Genomic DNA, 20,514 nt, shown 5'->3' on the forward strand with positions numbered 1-20,514 from the left:
CGCTATTTAGCGCTCAATTATGGACAATTTATGGACATTCTACTTATAGGGTTCAATGTTACAGCATCTTGGAGGAAGTCGGGAGCAAAATGCGCATAAGTCATCGTCTGTTGAACTGTTGAACTGTTGAGTGTCCGAGTATGCATTGTAGTGTAACGATATTACCCCCGTTCATCATGAAATGAGTGGCGAAAGTGTGCCGTAGAGCGTGAGCGGCTTGCCATGCTAGTGTTTTTTCAATGTATCATGAACATAATCATAGCTTGCGGCAAACGATAAGCTCGTTGATTTAGCCTTGATGTACCTTGCGAGCGGATCAAATATAGGAATGGATCGCTTCTCGCTGGTTTTAAGCTTTCCTCTCCATATTAGCCTGTAGAGGCGGCGTCAGTGCTCCACGCAGTGAATACATCAGCCATGATGTGCGAAAGTCATTGGTATCAACGCTGCGTATTGAGATGCAAATGATGTCTATGAAACTCGCGCAACTTAACTGCTTATTGTCAGCAAGTTCGTGGAGCTTATGATGTTAATTACTGTCATGATATTTTCGACGATAATTATGTCAATTAATACATTCATGAATTGAGTGTTTTTTATTTAAATTATTATTTATTGAAATGTATTTGCTCTAGTATATTAAAATATACCAACGGAATTATTGGCGTGCTTATGCTAAAGTGCAAAAGATTGCATTGATTTTATTGGTAAATCATACATTTTTACTAAATCAGATAAACTTTCAGGTATCGTTCCCAATTTTGGACAAGTAAGATTGTTCTAATTTAATTTTAAGTGCTACTTACGTTTCCCATGAGCAAAAAAATCCCATCATTGTTTGGAATCAATTAAATGGCGAAATGGTTTCTCATGCGTTCCTCTCATTGCGTCATTCACGGATATTAACTCACTGCAGATTTTTCTTTGGCCGTCAGCACACTGGGAACTGACAATGAATATTATTTCTTATACAGATGATTTTTATCTTAATAGCGCAGTTCGTTATTTATTTTCCACAGAAAAAGAACTTCAAGGTGAGGCGGGTATAAGTGCTGGATTAGCGGGAACGATGCTTGATTATATTATTTTATTTAATGATAAGTCCCCATCAGAAAGTTTAATGAAGCTTTCAACCTATAACGGTTTTAAACCGGATGACATTATTCTAGTCATTTCTGATGTGGTGCCGATTGAAGTCATAACACGTTTTATTCGAGAAAGATGTAGATTGTTTGTTCAAAGTAGTAAAACCAAGCTCAATGAATGGTTAGTTTTTCTTAATACTTCCTCTGAAACAAGAAAAGGGGTTATCTCTTTTGAAAACAAACATAAACCGCTATTAACGTATACAGAAAAAAGCTTTTTGAATGCCCTAAGAATGGCTCAAACTCAAAATGAATTTGCCAAAACCGCAGAAATACATAGAAAAACAGCCAGCACCTATAAGCGTAGCGTTATGCGAAAGCTCGGTGCTCACCATACGCCACAGCTACTTGATTACGTGAATGCCAAGTGTTTCCAACAAATACTTTCATACTTATAAAAAAGAAACTCTTTCAATTATAGCAATTCATTAAATAGCAACTACAGTTGACAAACAACGCATAAAAACTATCTGGATCATGATGATGAGGCAAAATATTTCGCCAAAGAAAAGCACGTTATTTCGTTTCTTTGCATGGCTACAAATACTATTACAAGTTCTTTTCCCTCTAGTATCAATGGTGTCTCATAACGCGCTAGCTCAGGGTATACCGACAAGTAGCACTAATTTATCGCCTTTTGCCGTTGACCGAAATACGAATTCGACGACAAAAGATAGCACCATATTACCCTACGCCGACACGATGGGAAGTCTTGCGACTTCACTTTCATCTAATGGCGCAGACGGTGTAGCCAACAGCGCCAAATCCGCGGCAACAGGCTATGCCTCCTCCTCGGCACAACAGTGGCTAAGCCAATTTGGTACGGCGCGTGTTCAGCTCAACGTGGATGACAATGGGAATTGGGATGACAGTGCTATTGATTTTCTCGCCCCGCTTTATGACAACAAAAAATCCATGCTTTTTACCCAATTAGGTTTACGCGCACCTGATGGTCGTATTACTGGAAATATGGGGATGGGGGTGCGTACTTTTTATGTTGAGAACTGGATGTTTGGCGGCAACGTATTTCTCGACGACGACTTTACGGGAAAAAACCGCCGCGTCGGATTTGGCGCTGAAGCATGGACTAACAATTTAAAACTTTCCGCTAATACCTATGTGGGAACCACCGATTGGCACCAGTCGCGTGATTTTGACGATTACAATGAAAAGCCCGCAGATGGATACGACGTGCGTGCAGAAGGCTACCTGCCAGCCTACCCGCAGCTGGGTGCTAAGCTGATGTACGAACAATACTACGGTGATAAAGTCGCCCTGTTCGATACCGATCATCTGAAAAGTAACCCATCAGCCGTCACGACAGGGGTGAGCTATACCCCCATTCCGTTAGTCCAACTGGCCGTTAACTATAAACGTGGCCAAGACTCAATGGATGATACCCAGTTTCAAATCAACTTCCGCTACGATCTGGGTCGTCCACTGACCTATCAGCTTGACCCAGAGAGCGTGCGCCTTGAGCGTAGCTTAGCCGGTAGCCGTTACGATTTGGTTGAGCGTAATAACCAGATTGTTTTGCAATATCAGAAAAAAGACCAACAGAGCGTAAGTAATCTTAATTTACAGGTGATCGTCGATAACAGTCCTTCTGATGGCTTGACCCCGAACACGGCACAGGTGTTTGCCACAGACAAAGACGGTCAGCCAGTCCGCAATGCTCCTATTGTTTGGTCAACGAGTGGTACGGCAAAACTGGCGACCAGCACATCGGTGACCAATAACAGTGGTCTGGCATCCGTCAATTTCACTAACACCCAGCCAGAAGCCGTACAAATCACGGCCAAGAGTGGTGTGGCTACGGCCACCCAAAATAGTCAGTTTAATGCAGCGACCGTCAGCAACGTCACACTGAAAATCACCCAAGATAATAGCGTGGCGGATGGGAAAACAGCCAACCAAGCACTGGCGACAATCACAGATATCAATAATCATCCTATCGCCAATACTAAAGTTGCGTGGGGTCTCGACGCACCCGCTTTATTGAAAAATACCCAGACGATGACTAACGCCAGCGGTCAGGTGACAACCGGCTTTACGTCAACGACAGCCGGCGTTTACACGCTGACGGTCACATCGGGCGAGAAGAGCGCTTCGCAGCAAGGGCACTTTGCTGCCAATTCAGCGAGCAACATTATCGACACGATGGTGATAACCAAAGATAACAGCACGGCGAACGGGACCACGGAAAATACGGTCAATATCACCGTCAAAGACGATAATGGCATCCCGGTCAGCAACGCCAACGTGTCGTTGAGTGCAGATAAATCAACGGTGAACTTTGGTGTCTCCCAGCAAGCTAAAGCTAAATCCGCAAAAACCTTCCAGACCGATGCTCAGGGTTCGTTAACCATAGGCTTCACCGATACCGTTGCGGAAACAGCCCAACTCACTGCCACGTTGGATAACGGCAATACTAAGGCCGTATCATCAAGCTTTATTGCCGACAGCAGCACCGCCAAAGTCAGTGATTTAACCGTCACCAGCGGCGCGGTCGCCAACGGCACCGCCACCAACCAAGCGACGGTCACCGTGGTGGATGGGAAAAATAACCCGCTGCCGGATCAGGTTGTGACATGGACGCAGGATGGCACCGCCGTTGTGGGCACCTCGGCCAAAACCGACAGCAACGGCCAAACTACCGTGACGTTTACCGACCTGAAAGCGCAAACGGTGAACATCACCGCCACCGTGAATGGCAGCAGCCAGTCCAAGCCGAGTACCTTTGTGGCCGACAGCAGCACCGCCAAAGTCAGTGCTTTAACTGTCACCAGCGGCGCAGTCGCCAACGGCACCGCCACTAACCAAGCCACGGTGACCGTGGTGGATGCCAACAGTAACCCGCAGCCGGATCAGGTTGTGACGTGGTCGCAGGATGGCACCGCCGTCGTGGGCACCTCGGCCAAAACCGACAGCAACGGCCAAGCTACCGTGACGTTTACCGACCTGAAAGCGGAAACGGTGAACATCGCCGCCACCGTCAATGGCTCAAGCCAGTCCAAGCCGAGTACCTTTGTGGCCGACAGCAGCACCGCCAAAGTCAGTGCTTTAACCGTCACCAGCGGCGCACTGGCCAACGGCACCGCAACCAACCAAGCCACGGTCACCGTGCTGGATGGAAAAAATAACCCGCTGCCGGATCAGGTTGTTACATGGTCGCAGGATGGCACCGCCGTCGTGGGCACCTCGGCCAAAACCGACAGCAACGGCCAAACTACGGTGACCTTTACCGACCTGAAAGCTGAAACGGTGAACATCGCCGCCACCGTGAATGGTTCGAGCCAGTTCAAGCCGAGCTCGTTTGTGGCCGACAGCAGTACCGCCAAAGTGAGTGATTTAACCGTCACCAGCGGCGCAGTCGCCAACGGCACGGCAACCAACCAAGCCACGGTGACCGTGGTGGACGCGAATAATAACCCGCAGCCGGATCAGGTTGTGACATGGACGCAGGATGGCACCGCCGTTGTGGGCACTTCGGGCAAAACCGACAGCAACGGCCAAACTACCGTGACGTTTACCGACCTGAAAGCGGAAACGGTGAACATCACCGCCACCGTGAATAGTACAAGTCAGTCTAAACCGAGTAGCTTTATTGCCGACAGCAGCACCGCCAAAGTCAGTGATTTAACCGTCACCAGCGGCGCGGTCGCCAACGGCACCGCCACCAACCAAGCGACGGTGACCGTGGTGGATGGGAACAGTAACCCGCAGCCGGATCAGGTTGTGACATGGACGCAGGATGGCACTGCAGTCGTGGGCACCTCGGCCAAAACCGACAGCAACGGCCAAGCTACGGTGACGTTTACCGACCTGAAAGCCGAAACGGTGAATATCACCGCCACCGTGAATGGTTCGAGCCAGTTCAAGCCGAGTACCTTTGTGGCCGATACAAGTACCGCCAAAGTCAGTGATTTAACCGTCACCAGCGGCGCAGTCGCCAACGGCACGGCCACCAACCAAGCCACGGTCACCGTGCTGGATGGGAACAGTAACCCGCTGCCGGATCAGGTTGTGACATGGTCGCAGGATGGCACCGCTGTCGTGGGCACTTCAGCCAAAACCGACGGTAACGGCCAAACTACGGTGACGTTTACCGACCTGAAAGCTGAAACGGTGAACATCACCGCCACCGTGAATAGTACAAGTCAGTCCAAGCCGAGTACCTTTGTGGCCGACAGCAGCACCGCCAAAGTCAATGATTTAACCGTCACCAGCGGTGCAGTCGCCAACGGCACGGCCACCAACCAAGCCACGGTCACCGTGCTGGATGGAAAAAATAACCCGCTGCCGGATCAGGTTGTTACATGGTCGCAGGATGGCACCGCCGTCGTGGGCACTTCGGCCAAAACCGACGGCAATGGCCAAACTACCGTGACGTTTACCGACCTGAAAGCTGAAACGGTGAATATCACCGCCACCGTGAATGGGTCTAGCCAGTTTAAACGGAGTTCGTTTGTAGCGGATGCTTCTACAGCAAAAGTAGATAGTTTGATAATTACCAAAGACCGTAGCCCTGCCGATGATTCTACAGCAAACACCGCGACAGCTATGGTCAGCGACGCAAACGGAAATCCGCTCCCAGGGATGGTTGTAAATTGGAGTGCAGATAAACCTACTGTGACTGTGACAGCTAATGGACCTACAGATAGTACAGGTCAGGCAACGGTTCGTTTCACGGATACAACGGCTGAGACGCTGCAACTGACGTCATCCTTAAGTAATGGCAGTACTCTTAGCCAAACAAGTGAGTTCATTATTGATATTGCGGGGCTAAAAATTTCGCAGTTTTATGCAGCAAGTGGCGCAGCTATTAACGATTCGACAGTGCTCAGGCTCTTCGTGCAGGATCGATTTGGTAAACCTGTGAATGGAGCAAATGTCCACCTGAGTGTTACAGGGTCAGCACAGCTGCAGTCCACCTCAGGTGTGACTTCATCTACAACTAGCGGCAATGGAACACTTTTGATTAATATTACAGATGCTGTAGTCGAAACCGTAACCGCGACGGCCACCCTAGAGAACAATGTCTCTGCCAATGCTCCTGTGAATTTTACTCAATCTCTTGCTACGGCAATTGTTATTACAATAACTCAGGACGGTAAAGGTATTAACGCACCTAATACAGCCGTTGCGAAGGCCGTGGATAAAAATGGTTTCCCCGTACCTGGCTATGAGATCCGTTGGGCGCTTGGGTCTTATACCTCTCAGTTTAATTTTTCAGCCATTACGGGAGTTACCGATCAAAATGGTGAGGTAAGAACAAACATTCAGTCAAAGAGCTCTTCATTTGGTGCCAGAACTATCCCGCTTGATGCGATTGGAGAATCATACTTCCAGAATAATCCAAGCGGTGAAACCCCGATGATATTTGCTAAAGGTACATAACCCGACGACCAAAAAGCCTCTACGCAAGTAGAGGTTTTTTGGTTACAGGCACTGATTCGATATTGCTCTGCGCTGCGTCAGTGTCATACATGATGTAAGCTGTGAGCACCGTTCTGGAAGACGTGTGGCTGGGCAGGTGGCTGATATCTTCAGCTATGCCGAGTTGAGCGAACTCATATATTCCGGCAAGCCGGACAGCTCCTGATTAATATCCGGCTCAATTAAGTGGATCACCGAACGTAACTGCTTGAATGATTCCATGAACCGGTAAACATCCTCTTCAAAGTCTTGGCAGATATATTTTGCCGGTGAGCACTCCAGTCACATGACCTCCCCAAGCTGATTAAAACGCTTCTCTCAAAAGATATTTTCAAAGACCAGATAGTCGAGCTAGTAGCGGCTAAACTCATGCTGACTGAGCAAAGAAGAAGTGGGGGGCAAAGTGCCGGCGTGAATGTTGCGCTTCACCTAAATCGGTGAGCTGTGGTGAATGATTACGCGTAGGCTTTGCGCCAACTATGCAAAATTGACTGGCGGTGCAAACTATTTACGTTGTTGATGCACTTGGGGTGGTCGAGAATATCGCTGCGGTCTACTAACGATGATGGCTCACCGAAGGTAAAGCCTACACTACAGCATCAGATTGCGAGAGCTATCAAAAATAAAAAGGCCCCACCTAAGTGGAGCCTCTATTTTATGCCATTTTAAGCTGGCAGGTAATTACATGGACTGAGTGAAAGTACGAGTAATTACGTCCTGCTGCTGTTCTTTGGTCAAAGAGTTGAAGCGTACAGCGTAGCCAGATACACGGATGGTCAGCTGAGGATATTTCTCAGGATTTTCCATCGCGTCTAACAGCATTTCGCGGTTCATAACGTTAACGTTCAGGTGTTGACCACCTTCGATGCTAGCTTCGTGGTGGAAGTAACCATCCATCAGGCCAGCCAAGTTAGCTTTACGAACTTCGTCGTCTTTACCCAGAGCGTTAGGAACGATAGAGAAGGTATAAGAAATACCATCTTTAGCATAAGCAAACGGCAGTTTAGCAACGGAGGTCAGAGAGGCAACAGCACCTTTCTGGTCACGGCCGTGCATTGGGTTAGCACCTGGACCGAATGGAGCGCCAGCACGACGACCATCTGGGGTGTTACCTGTTTTCTTACCATAAACCACGTTAGAGGTGATGGTCAGAACAGACTGAGTAGGAACCGCGTTGCGGTAAGTAGTCAGTTTCTGAATTTTCTTCATGAAACGTTCTACCAGGTCACAAGCGATATCATCGACGCGTGGGTCGTTGTTACCAAACTGCGGGTATTCACCTTCGATGTCGAAGTCAACAGCCAGGCCGTCTTCGTCACGAATAGTAGAAACTTTCGCATATTTGATTGCAGACAGGGAGTCAGCAGCAACAGACAGACCTGCGATACCACATGCCATAGTACGATATACGTCACGGTCATGCAGAGCCATCAGGGATGCTTCGTAGCTGTACTTGTCATGCATGTAATGGATGATGTTCAGCGCGGTGACATACTGTTTAGCCAGCCAATCCATGAAGTGATCCATACGTTCCATGACTTTGTCATAGTCCAGTACGGTATCCATCATTGGAGCTTCTTTCGGGCCAACCTGCATTTTCAGTTTTTCATCAACGCCGCCGTTGATTGCGTACAGCATGGTTTTAGCCAAGTTTGCACGAGCACCGAAGAACTGCATTTGTTTACCAACAATCATTGGGCTTACGCAGCAAGCAATTGCGTAGTCATCATTGTTGAAGTCAGGGCGCATCAGGTCATCGTTCTCATACTGTACAGATGAGGTATCGATGGAAACTTTAGCAGCAAATTTCTTGAACGGCAGAGGCAGTTTTTCAGACCACAGGATGGTCATGTTTGGCTCTGGAGATGGACCCATGGTGTACAGGGTGTTCAGGAAACGGAAGCTGTTTTTGGTAACCAGAGTACGACCGTCCAGACCCATACCAGCCAGGGATTCTGTTGCCCAGATTGGGTCACCAGAGAACAGTTCATCATATTCTGGAGTACGCAGGAAACGAACCATACGCAGTTTCATAACCAGATGGTCAATCAGTTCCTGAGCTTCTTCTTCAGTCAGTTTGCCTTCTTGCAGATCACGTTCGATGTAGATATCCAGGAAGCTGGATACACGACCGAAGGACATTGCAGCACCGTTCTGAGATTTAACCGCAGCCAGGTAGCCGAAGTAAGTCCACTGTACAGCTTCTTTTGCGTTTTTAGCTGGAGCAGAGATATCGCAACCATATTTGGCAGCCATTTCTTTGATCTGGCCCAGAGCGCGATGCTGGTCAGCAATTTCTTCACGCAGACGAATAGTCGCTTCCAGATCTTCACCGTTTTCCAGTTTGGTCTGCAGTGATTGGAACTGAGCGAATTTGTCTTTCATCAGGAAGTCGATACCGTAAACGGCGATACGACGGTAGTCACCGATGATACGACCACGGCCATACGCATCTGGCAGACCAGTCAGAACACCAGATTTACGGCAGTTCAGGATGTCTTTGGTGTAAACGTCAAACACGCCCTGGTTGTGAGTTTTACGGTATTCGGTGAAGATTTTCTTGATCATTGGATCAAGTTCACGACCGTAAACTTTACATGAACCTTCAACCATCTTGATGCCGCCGAACGGAATCAGAGCACGTTTCAGAGGCGCATCAGTTTGCAGACCAACGATTTGTTCGAGGTCTTTGCTGATGTAGCCAGCATCATGAGAGGTGATGGTTGCAGCTACGTTGGTATCGAAATCAACCGGCGCATGGGTACGGTTTTCAATTTTGATACCGTCCATGACTTTATCCCACAGGTTGGTCGTCGCTTGAGTAGCGCCAGCCAGGAAGGATTCGTCACCTTCGTACGGGGTGTAGTTTTTCTGGATGAAATCACGAACGTTGACTTCATTCTGCCAGTCGCCTTTAGTGAAACCTTCCCATGCGGCTGCTTGTTTTTCATTAAGCTCGGACATTTAACACCTACCTTCTAGTGTGGATTTCTTTGTAAACCCGGCGCTGTGGTAAAGCACATAATTAGTGCTTATCGCCACCGCGCAGATAAATAACCCAGTATGTCAGACCTACCAGTAAGCCACCGCCGATGATGTTCCCGATCGTGACAGGGATCAGGTTATCGGTAATGAAGTGGCTAACGGTCAAGTTTGAGAACTGTTCTGGTGCAGCACCAATGGCTTGCCAAAACTCCGGCGCTGCGAAATTCTTAATCACAATCCCTAATGGGATCATGAACATATTTGCAATGCTATGTTCAAAACCGCTCGCCACAAACATGGCCACTGGTAAAACCATTGCAAACATTTTGTCCATCAGGCTACGGCCGGAATAGCTCATCCAAACTGCAAGACAAACCATCAAGTTGGCCAAGATCCCCAGGCAAACGGCTTCAACAAACGTATGATGCAATTTGTGATCGGCTGTTTGCAGCACATTGAGACCCCACGCGCCATTCGCTGTCATGTGCTCGCCGGCAAACCACATCAGTGCCACAAAGAAAAGTGCACCAATCAGGTTGCCTACATAAACATTTAACCAGTTGAGGCCTAACTGTCTCCAGGTAATGCGCCCACTGGCCTTGGCAACGACAATTAATACGGTTGAAGTAAACAGGTCAGCCCCGCAAACCACAACAAGCATCAGGCCAAGAGAGAAACAGATACCACCAACCAGCTTGGCAAAGCCAAAAGGTACACCAGCAGTGCCGGTTGTCGCGGTAATGTAGAAAACGAAAGCAATAGAAATGAAGACACCAGCCGTGATCGCTAAATAAAAAGTCTTCAGCGGGTGCTTAGTGGCTTTATAAACGCCAGCATCTTCGGCCACTTTGGCCATTGCTGCTGGTAGTAGTAGATCAAAGGGGTTGTCAGCTTTCACACTAACTCTCTCTTAATATTAATCAGCGTTGAGATACTAACAAAGCAGTATACGGCAAAAATTGATCTGGATCATGATGCGCAGAACTAGCCTACCCAAAATACCCCTAAAAACAGTAAGTTAAATAATAAACTCGTTGAATTCAAAAGGAAAAATATTTTTTAAATTTTACACGCTAAGTTGAATGAGCACGCTAACAGAAAGTGTAAAAGGTAAATAAATAACTTAAGAATTCGATCAAATTGAAGATATTATTTTTCAATGTCAGCAATAACATTACTTATATACAACAATTAAATTACATCTGAATGACGGCTATAGAGATTCATACATATAGTAGAAAAGCCCACCTTTTAAACTTACCGCATAAGGACATACGACTATGATAGTCGTTGTGTCATTTTTACCGTGATGATAAATGCGTTTGGAGGTGGGATTCGGCAGGTTTGCGTGTTTATTGATCAAAAACGTCTGCACCGGTGCACGCGTGCAGACGTTCGCTTAGATCAACAAGCCTATTATTTAGACCAATAACGGCGTTTTGCTGCCTGAAGTTTTTGATACGCCTGTAGCAGCGCTTGATGCGCAGGGAGGGCTTTCAAATCGTCGTCAATTGCAGGAAGACCATAGAAACGCTCTTCTCCAGCGATAATTGCCGAAGCGGCTTCAAGCGTTTCGGCGCCATACATGCGGCTGAACGCATGGTAGTACTGAGCAGGGTCGCGCTCTTCTTCCATGCTTAGCAGCAGCAAGGTTTGTAGGCAGCGATAGAAATTGGCGCGTTCTGGGCTGAATACTGAGGCATTGAAGTCCTGAGTCCATTCGGTCCATATCAGCGCTTGCTCCAGATCGCCGCCCGCTAATGCCAGCATAGCTTTCAATTCACCTACACGCAGGGTATACCAGCCGTTGTCTTTACCCGTTGCGATACCTAACAGCTCGCGCACACGAGTGAAGTCGTCAAGGCCTTCGTCATCGAGCTGTTCGATGATCTGTAAATACTCTTCTTTCGTCAGATTGGACGCTGGCAGCTGAAGTAACTGAGTGCGTAAGTGCGCGCCCATGCTGTTATTGGCTAAGAGCAAATCTTCGGCAGGATAGATATCGGACATACCCGGAACGATGATGCGGCAGGCATAGACATCAAGGTGTTCATAATCCGCGATGTAAACTTCTTTATCTTCTTGTTCGAAGATGCTCATCAACGTGCTGAACTCTTCTTCGGTGGTACCTTTAAACGACCAATCGGCAAAGGCATAATCAGCGTCTTGCTTAAACATATCCCAAGAAATCAAACCGCTAGAATCGATGAAGTGAGTTTCGAGGTTGGCATGCTCGCCGACTTCTTCGTCATCGAAGGTCGGTGCGGTGAAGACGTCGAGATCTTTCAGGCTTCGGCCTTGCAGCAGCTCTGTTACCGTACGTTCTAAAGCCACGCCAAAGTCAGGGTGGGCGCCGAAAGAGGCAAAACAGGTGCCGTTGGCTGGGTTAAACAGCACAACGCAGATAACCGGATATTGTCCCCCAAGTGAAGCATCGTAGGACAGAATAGGGAAGCCTTCCTGTTCTAGTTTTGCAATCGCTTCAACCACTTCTGGATAGCGGTTTAAAACGTCGGCAGGGATCTCTGGCAGGCTGATAGACTCCGCGATGATACGGTTTTTCACGTAGCGTTCGAAAACTTCAGACAAACCTTGCACGCGGGCTTCGTTGCGCGTGTTGCCCGCAGACATGCCGTTTGAAACGTACAGGTTGCCAATGATGTTCATTGGAATATAAACAGTTTGCTGATCGGACTGGCGGGTAAAAGGCAGCGCGCAGATGCCGCGATCGACGTTGCCGGATTGCAGATCGATAAGATCCTGCGCGCCTACATCACCTTCTGGATTGTAAAACGCATGCAAACGCTCATCTAAGATGCCTTCAGGCAGGCTGTCGTCGGCGGGAACAGGGAACCACTTCTCATTTGGATAGTGGACGAAGTCCCCTTGCGCAATTTCACGGCCAAGGTAGAAATCAGCGAAGAAATAGTTAGTCGACAAGCGCTCAAAATATTCACCTAACGCCGAGGCCAGCGCGGCTTTTTTGCTAGCGCCTTTGCCGTTGGTAAAACAAAGCGGGCAATCACGGTCGCGGATGTGTACAGACCAAACATGCGGAACAGGGTTTAGCCAAGAGGCTTCTTCAATATTGAACCCAAGGTCGGTCAATTGCTGTTGGAAGCGTGCAATAGAATCTTCCAGCGCGGCATCTTTGCCGGGAATATAGGTCTGCGTCATTTGAGTCACTTGTTAGCTGCAAAAAACGGCATGATACGTTTTTTTAGCCTATTCCTCCATGAATTCCATATCCATAGGGAATGTCACATTTTTTTTATGGATATAAAAGATAATTCATGCAGTTATCTAATAGGAGAAATCGAATGAAGTTGGTTAAAGTAAGTTTGCTGGCGCTGTTGGTTTCAGGGTTTAGCGGCGCGGCTTTTGCGTTGCCTAATATCACCATTTTGGCAACGGGCGGCACTATCGCCGGGGGCGGTGACTCAGCAACAAAATCAAATTATACCGCCGGGAAAGTGGGCGTAGAGTCTTTGGTTGATGCGGTGCCTCAGCTTAAAGATATCGCAAACATCAAAGGTGAGCAGGTAGTCAGCATCGGTTCGCAGGATATGAATGACGATGTGTGGCTGAAACTTGCCAAAAAAATCAACGCTGATTGCAATAAAACCGATGGCTTCGTGATTACCCACGGCACGGATACCATGGAAGAGACGGCTTACTTCCTCGATTTAACCGTAAAATGCGACAAACCTGTGGTGATGGTTGGCGCGATGCGCCCATCAACCGCCATGAGCGCCGATGGCCCCTTCAACCTGTATAACGCCGTTGTGACCGCCGCAGATCCGGCTTCTGCCAAACGCGGTGTTTTGGTTGCGATGAACGATACGGTGCTGGATGGTCGTGATGTGACCAAAACGAACACCACCGGTGTACAAACATTCCAAGCGGTTAACTACGGCCCATTGGGATACATTCATAATGGCAAAGTTGACTACCAGCGTTCGCCTGAGCGTAAACACACCACGCAAACGCCATTTGACGTGAGCAAGTTAACCTCATTGCCGAAAGTTGGCATCGTGTACAACTACGCCAACGCGTCGGATCTGCCAGCTAAGGCGCTGCTTGAAGCAGGCTATCAAGGGATTGTGAGTGCGGGGGTTGGCAACGGCAATCTGTACAAATCTATTTTTGATACTTTAGCTACTGCGGCACATAACGGCGTAGCCGTGGTGCGTTCATCACGCGTTCCTTCTGGGTCAACCACGGAAGACGCTGAAATTGATGACGTGAAATATGGTTTTGTAGCATCAGGCACGCTCAATCCACAAAAAGCACGCATCTTGCTTCAATTAGCTCTGACACAAACTAAAGATCCAAAACAGATCCAGCAGATGTTTAACCAGTACTAAGTTCTACCTAAAAGGGGAGCGTTCCGGCTCCCCTTTGTCTTTTGCCGACTAAGCTATATTCATCACTTAAGGCAAATGGACATCCATTCCGATGCAATCCTTTGATTTGAAACGTATGGCCTTCGATAAGGTGCCGCCAGATTTTCTTGCGGAAGTTGCGGTGCGCTGCTTATTTACATTCTTTTTGGTATTTATCTTTCTCAAAATGACGGGGCGCCGCGGCGTGCGGCAAATGTCGCTGTTTGAAGTGGTGGTCATCTTAACGTTAGGATCTGCGGCGGGTGATGTAGCGTTTTATGACGATGTCCCTATGCTGCCGGTTTTTACCGTCTTTATTTGCATCATGCTGCTTTATCGTTTTTCAACGTTCTTGATGTCTAAAAGTGAAAGAATTCAGACTTGGATGGAAGGTAAACCGTTGGTCATTATCCGTGACGGTACGTTTATCTGGGAAACCTTAAACCGCGAAAATATTACTCACGATGAATTTTTTATGGAGTTGAGGCAAGAGGGCGTTGAACACTTGGGACAAGTGCGGTTGGCCATTCTGGAAGTTAATGGTTCTATCAGCGTCTACTTTTTTGATAACGACAGCGTTCGATACGGACTTCCTGTGTTGCCAAACAGCTGCATTAAAAAAGTAGATAAGATTTTAGATATAGGCACATACGCGTGCAGCGAATGCAGCTTGATTGAACATCAAGTTGCGGGGTGTTCGCCGGTCTGCCCGCGCTGTGGAAATCAATGCTGGGTAGAGGCCAAAAATAACAGTCGGGTAAACTGAAAATAAATACAAAAAAGTATGAAAGTTTTTTGCTCCCGTCTTGATACAGGACTTTATTTTTAAAACGCCTATAGTAGCCTGGTGGCGCAGGGTTCAGCGCATTGGGGACAGTCACCAATAACCGTTGCAGCCTGAGCGCGTGAATGATAAAACCAAATGATAAAGTAAATCAGATGTGAATAAATTCGATATTAATGTGGGCTGATAATCCTCATGTCTAGGGTTTTGCCGACATGTAAACAATTGACTAAACGTAACGAAAGCGGTGAGGCGAAATGACACAGGTGTACAATTTTAGTGCTGGCCCAGCAATGATGCCGGTAGAAGTATTGCGTCGTGCTGAACAAGAACTGTGTAACTGGAATGGCCTGGGTACTTCGGTCATGGAAATCAGCCACCGCGGTAAAGAGTTTATGCAGGTCGCGGCGCAGGCTGAACAAGATTTGCGTTCTCTGCTGAAAGTTCCTGATAACTATAAAATCTTATTCTGCCACGGCGGTGCGCGTGCGCAATTTGCCGCGGTTCCGTTAAATCTGCTGGGCGATAGCAACTCAGCTGATTATATGGACGGTGGTTACTGGGCACATAGCGCGATTAATGAAGCACAGAAATACTGCACGCCGAATGTTGTTGATATTAAGACCACCGACGATAATGGCCTCCAAGCGATCAAGCCGATGCATGATTGGACGCTGAGCGACAATGCTGCCTATGTGCATTATTGCCCAAACGAAACCATTGATGGCATTGCCATCGATGAAGAGCCTGATTTTGGCGATAAAATCGTTGTTGCCGATCTCTCTTCCACCATTCTTTCTCGCCCAATTGATGTTAGCCGTTATGGCGTGATTTATGCCGGAGCGCAAAAAAACATCGGTCCCGCGGGGATCACCGTGGTTATTGTGCGTGAAGATTTGCTGGGCAAAGCTCGCCAAGAACTACCATCGATTCTCGATTACACCGTTTTGGCTGAAAACGATTCTATGTTCAACACACCACCGACTTTTGCATGGTATCTCTCAGGCATGGTATTCAAATGGCTGAAAGAGCAGGGCGGCCTGATTGAGATGGAAAAACGCAATAAAGCTAAAGCTGACCTTCTTTATAGCGCTATCGATCGCAGTGATTTTTATCGTAATGGCGTGGCATTACAAAATCGTTCACGTATGAACGTGCCGTTCCAGATGGCAAATCCTGCATTAGACCCGTTGTTCTTACAGGAAGCGAAGGCCATTGGCTTAGTCGCTTTGAAAGGCCACCGCGTGGCGGGGGGAATGAGAGCGTCGATTTATAATGCGATGTCGATTGAAGGTGTTAAAGCGCTGACCGACTTTATGGCTGATTTTGAACGCCGTCATGGATAATTAGGCTGAATCGGTTTTAAACCCCGGCATGCCGGGGTTTTTTGTTTGTGTATAAGAAAGATGACAGCCGTCACGAAAAACGGTACAACAATGTAATGATTTATTTGCAGTGACGGGATTCGCTGCATTAACTGAATATTTGGAGTGAATTTGATGCGGGATTCCCTGATTTTACAACCTATTGCACATTTTTCTGGTGAAATAAATTTACCGGGTTCCAAGAGCGTATCTAACCGTGCGTTACTGCTCTCGGCTCTTGCGAGTGGAACAACATGTTTACATAACTTGCTTGATAGCGATGATGTTCGCCATATGCTAACTGCGTTAAAGCAACTGGGCATTCATTTCCAATTATCCGATGGGCATACCCGCTGCGAAATTACGGGCAACGCGGGTGCCCTAAAAGCGCAAAGCGCGCTTGAACTATTTTTAGGTAACGCAGGAACGGCCATGCGCCCACTTGCAGCCGCGTTATGTTTGGGTGATGGGGATGTGATCCTCACCGGCGAGCCGCGTATGAAAGAGCGTCCGATTGGGCATCTGGTTGACGCGTTGCGTCAAGGTGGAGCCCAGATCGATTATCTGGAACAAGAAAACTATCCACCTCTGCGCCTGCGCGGTGGGTATACCGGCGGCGACATTGAGGTTGATGGTTCGGTCTCCAGCCAGTTTTTGACTGCGTTATTGATGATGGCACCGCTGGCCACGCGAGATACCGTTATCTCCATTAAAGGGGATTTAGTTTCGAAACCCTATATCGATATTACGCTGGCGTTGATGCACAGTTTTGGCGTTAGCGTTGAGAACGATAATTATCAGGTTTTCCGTATTGCTGGTGGGCAACACTATATTTCTCCGGGTAACTATCTCGTTGAAGGGGATGCGTCGTCTGCATCCTATTTCCTCGCCGCGGCTGCGATTAAAGGCGGCACTGTACGTGTGACCGGAATTGGCAAAAATAGTGTGCAAGGTGATATTCGTTTCGCTGATGTTCTGGAAGAAATGGGCGCAAAAATCACTTGGGGTGATGATTTTATTGAATGCTCTCGCGGTGAACTGCATGGCATTGATATGGATATGAACCATATTCCCGATGCGGCCATGACCATTGCCACCACCGCGCTGTTTGCCGATGCCCCGACCACTATCCGTAACATCTATAACTGGCGTGTAAAAGAGACCGACCGCCTATCCGCGATGGCCACTGAGTTGCGCAAAGTGGGCGCTGAAGTTGAAGAGGGCGAAGATTTTATTCGCGTTGTGCCTCCCGCACATTTGAAAGCCGCTGAGATTGGTACCTATAACGATCATCGCATGGCGATGTGCTTCTCATTGGTCGCGTTGTCGGATACGCCGGTAACGATCCTCGATCCTAAGTGTACGGCGAAAACCTTCCCAGATTATTTCCAGCAGTTCGCTCGGTTAAGCCAGTAGTCCAAATCCTAAAAAGGGTCTACTTACTGTAGGCCCTTTCTTTTTTGTACTTTGCCACATAAAGCTTCCGCAACCGATTAGCTAGGATTTTTCGCGTCTCGTTACATCGCTTTCGCCTAAACTATGGAACCAGCGTTTGTTAGTGGGTGCGAGTTTTTCCAGCAACCAGCATCGCTGAGGGTAACAGTGAGTCGTTGATCGGCGTATAATGCGCGCCGTTCGATGTGTGTGTCCTGCTATGGTCATTCTGCCTAGATGCAAATATATCGTCTCGCCATAGCAGAGCACACCCAAGTCTTCGTAGACAGAGTCTATGCGGGCAGTTGTTTCCCCCAGAAAGGAGAGAAAAATGACGGCAATAGCTCCGGTAATTACCGTTGACGGGCCGAGTGGTGCGGGTAAAGGGACTTTGTGTAAAGCGTTGGCTGAATCTTTGGGCTGGTGTCTTTTAGACTCCGGCGCGATTTATCGCGTTCTTGCCCTGGCTGCGTTGCATCACCAAGTCGATATCACGTCAGAAGAGGCCTTGGTGCCATTGGCTGCACATCTTGACGTCCGTTTCGTCGCACAGGATGGGCAGTTACAAGTCATCCTTGAAGGCGAAGATGTGAGTAATGAAATTCGAACCGAATCTGTGGGCAGCACAGCCTCTCAGGCCGCCGCATTTCCGCGTGTAAGAGAAGCGTTATTGCGTCGTCAGCGTGCGTTCCGTGAATTTCCCGGTCTCATCGCCGATGGCCGTGATATGGGTACCGTGGTTTTCCCAGATGCGCCAGTTAAGATTTTTCTCGACGCGAGCTCGGAAGAGCGTGCTCGTAGACGCATGCTTCAGTTGCAGGAGAAGGGCTTTAGTGTTAACTTTGAACGCCTTTTGGACGAAATAAAAGAACGCGACTATCGCGATCGTAATCGTTCAGTGGCTCCGCTTGTTCCTGCGCAGGACGCGCTCATGCTGGATTCAACCCAGATGTCGATTGAACAAGTGATTGAAAAAGCACTGGCTTATGCCAAGCAGACATTACAACTTTCTGCCGAGTAGGGTGGAAAGGAAAGCTTACCGTTAAGGATAAGCCGATAGCCATAATGTTAAACTACATTATGGCTATTGTTGTTATTGATAAATTTGTTCAGCTAATATTGCTGAACGATGTATAATATTACCCTCCCTGCCGCTATGGATTGTCGCGGGGCATGTTAAACAACCCCATCTAGCAGGATGCCTGATGGACGTTAAAATAAAGAACCCTGAAGATTATCAATATGACTGAATCTTTTGCTCAACTCTTTGAAGAATCCTTAAAAACAATCGAAACCCGCCCGGGTTCCATCGTTCGTGGCGTTGTTGTTGCTATCGACAAAGATATCGTACTGGTTGACGCTGGTCTGAAATCTGAGTCTGCAATTCCAGCAGAACAGTTCAAAAACGCACAGGGCGAACTGGAAATTCAGGTAGGCGACGAAGTTGATGTTGCTCTGGATGCAGTTGAAGACGGCTTCGGTGAAACTCAGCTGTCCCGTGAGAAAGCTAAGCGTCATGAAGCTTGGATCACGTTGGAAAAAGCTTACGAAGAAGCTGCAACTGTTACCGGCGTTATCAACGGTAAAGTTAAGGGTGGCTTCACTGTCGAGCTGAACGGTATCCGTGCATTCCTGCCAGGTTCTCTGGTAGACGTTCGTCCGGTACGTGACACTCTGCACCTCGAAGGCAAAGAGCTTGAGTTTAAAGTCATTAAGCTGGACCAGAAACGCAACAACGTTGTTGTTTCTCGTCGTGCCGTTATCGAATCTGAGAACAGCGCAGAACGCGATCAGCTGCTGGAAAACCTGCAAGAAGGTATGGAAGTTAAGGGTATCGTTAAGAACCTGACTGACTACGGCGCATTCGTTGATCTGGGCGGTGTTGACGGCCTGCTGCACATCACTGATATGGCTTGGAAACGCGTTAAGCACCCAAGCGAAATCGTGAATGTGGGCGACGAAATCACTGTTAAAGTGCTGAAGTTCGACCGCGAACGTACTCGTGTATCTCTGGGCCTGAAACAGCTGGGCGAAGATCCATGGGTAGCTATTGCTAAGCGTTATCCAGAAGGTACCAAACTGACTGGTCGCGTGACTAACCTGACTGATTACGGCTGCTTCGTAGAAATCGAAGAAGGCGTTGAAGGTCTGGTTCACGTTTCCGAAATGGATTGGACCAACAAAAACATCCACCCATCCAAAGTTGTTAACGTTGGTGATGTTGTGGAAGTTATGGTTCTGGATATCGACGAAGAACGTCGTCGTATCTCCCTGGGTCTGAAGCAGTGTAAATCTAACCCATGGCAGCTGTTCGCAGAAACCCACAACAAGGGCGACCGGGTTGAAGGTAAAATCAAGTCTATCACTGACTTCGGTATCTTCATCGGCCTGGACGGTGGCATCGATGGCCTGGTTCACCTGTCTGACATCTCCTGGAACGTTGCAGGCGAAGAAGCAGTACGTGAATACAAGAAAGGCGACGAAATCGCAGCAGTTGTTCTGCAGGTTGATGCAGAGCGCGAGCGTATCTCCCTTGGTGTTAAACAACTGGCAGAAGATCCATTCAACAACTACATCTCTATGAATAAGAAAGGTGTAATTGTTACTGGTAAAGTAACTGCAGTTGACGCTAAAGGTGCTACAGTTGAATTAGCTGATGGCGTAGAAGGCTATCTGCGTGCTTCTGAAGCTTCCCGTGACCGCGTTGAAGATGCCACTCTGGTTCTGAGCGTAGGCGACGAAGTTGAAGCTAAATTCACTGGCGTAGACCGCAAGAATCGCGTTGTAAGCCTGTCTGTACGTGCTAAAGACGAAGCTGATGAGAAAGATGCAATTGCTGTTGTTAACAACAAGCAGGAAGATGCACCAAACTTCTCTAACGCTATGGCTGAAGCATTTAAAGCAGCTAAAGGCGAATAATGATGAGGGCGGTTTCGGCCGCCCTGTAACGGTAGTTAAGCTGCAAAGTGCGTTCCCCA

At 48.0% G+C, this 20,514-nt stretch carries 11 protein-coding genes and 1 pseudogene; 8 read left to right on the forward strand and 4 right to left on the reverse strand.

The features are described 5' to 3' along the window. Positions 1-17: 17 nt before the first annotated feature. Positions 18-220, reverse strand: a pseudogene (locus tag AB3Y96_RS08065) (tyrosine-type recombinase/integrase); the annotation flags it as partial. A 732-nt stretch (positions 221-952) separates the two neighbouring features. Here AB3Y96_RS08065 and AB3Y96_RS08070 point away from each other — a divergent pair. Together AB3Y96_RS08070 and AB3Y96_RS08075 are read left to right on the forward strand one after the other, a co-directional pair. Continuing rightward, complete coding sequence (locus AB3Y96_RS08070; RefSeq protein WP_367298912.1) at positions 953-1,543, forward strand: helix-turn-helix transcriptional regulator; 591 nt, start codon at positions 953-955, stop codon at positions 1,541-1,543. A gap of 85 nt (positions 1,544-1,628) precedes the next feature. Beyond that, positions 1,629-6,545, forward strand: coding sequence for an Ig-like domain-containing protein (locus AB3Y96_RS08075; RefSeq protein WP_367298913.1), 4,917 nt, complete (start codon positions 1,629-1,631; stop codon positions 6,543-6,545). 720 nt (positions 6,546-7,265) lie between these two features. On the opposite strand, the gene pflB is transcribed toward AB3Y96_RS08075, so the two are convergent. From pflB to ycaO, 3 genes are all read right to left on the reverse strand, one after another. Further along, positions 7,266-9,548 carry a formate C-acetyltransferase gene (gene pflB / locus AB3Y96_RS08080; protein ID WP_072309910.1) on the reverse strand — a complete coding sequence of 761 codons (2,283 nt, stop codon included), beginning with the start codon at positions 9,546-9,548 and terminating at the stop codon, positions 7,266-7,268. A gap of 61 nt (positions 9,549-9,609) precedes the next feature. Continuing rightward, the gene (gene focA / locus AB3Y96_RS08085) at positions 9,610-10,467 is read right to left on the reverse strand and encodes a formate transporter FocA (protein ID WP_025800961.1); all 858 of its coding nucleotides are present in this window, start codon (positions 10,465-10,467) and stop codon (positions 9,610-9,612) included. Between the two features lie 518 nt (positions 10,468-10,985). After that, positions 10,986-12,746 carry a 30S ribosomal protein S12 methylthiotransferase accessory factor YcaO gene (gene ycaO / locus AB3Y96_RS08090; protein WP_367298914.1) on the reverse strand — a complete coding sequence of 587 codons (1,761 nt, stop codon included), beginning with the start codon at positions 12,744-12,746 and terminating at the stop codon, positions 10,986-10,988. Between the two features lie 143 nt (positions 12,747-12,889). Between ycaO and ansB the strand changes: the two genes are divergently transcribed. The 6 genes from ansB (at position 12,890) to rpsA (ending at position 20,455) form a co-directional block, all read left to right on the forward strand. Beyond that, positions 12,890-13,936 carry an L-asparaginase 2 gene (gene ansB / locus AB3Y96_RS08095; RefSeq protein WP_072309913.1) on the forward strand — a complete coding sequence of 349 codons (1,047 nt, stop codon included), beginning with the start codon at positions 12,890-12,892 and terminating at the stop codon, positions 13,934-13,936. A 91-nt stretch (positions 13,937-14,027) separates the two neighbouring features. Then, positions 14,028-14,720: a DUF421 domain-containing protein gene (locus AB3Y96_RS08100; RefSeq protein ID WP_367298915.1), complete on the forward strand. Its 693-nt coding sequence runs from the start codon at positions 14,028-14,030 to the stop codon at positions 14,718-14,720. Positions 14,721-14,995: 275 nt separating this feature from the next. Beyond that, positions 14,996-16,084, forward strand: coding sequence for a 3-phosphoserine/phosphohydroxythreonine transaminase (gene serC, locus AB3Y96_RS08105; protein ID WP_367298916.1), 1,089 nt, complete (start codon positions 14,996-14,998; stop codon positions 16,082-16,084). A gap of 153 nt (positions 16,085-16,237) precedes the next feature. Beyond that, positions 16,238-17,518 (forward strand): 3-phosphoshikimate 1-carboxyvinyltransferase, encoded by a 1,281-nt coding sequence (aroA, locus tag AB3Y96_RS08110; protein WP_367298917.1) that lies wholly within the window; start codon positions 16,238-16,240, stop codon positions 17,516-17,518. A gap of 349 nt (positions 17,519-17,867) precedes the next feature. Next, entirely contained in the window at positions 17,868-18,557 is a 690-nt protein-coding gene (gene cmk / locus AB3Y96_RS08115; RefSeq protein WP_025800967.1) for a (d)CMP kinase, read from the forward strand. Positions 18,558-18,778: 221 nt separating this feature from the next. After that, positions 18,779-20,455 carry a 30S ribosomal protein S1 gene (gene rpsA / locus AB3Y96_RS08120; protein ID WP_072309917.1) on the forward strand — a complete coding sequence of 559 codons (1,677 nt, stop codon included), beginning with the start codon at positions 18,779-18,781 and terminating at the stop codon, positions 20,453-20,455. Positions 20,456-20,514: the final 59 nt, after the last annotated feature.

Origin of the sequence: Hafnia alvei (assembly GCF_964063325.1) — a bacterium.
In the GTDB taxonomy this organism is placed as follows: domain Bacteria; phylum Pseudomonadota; class Gammaproteobacteria; order Enterobacterales; family Enterobacteriaceae; genus Hafnia; species Hafnia alvei_B.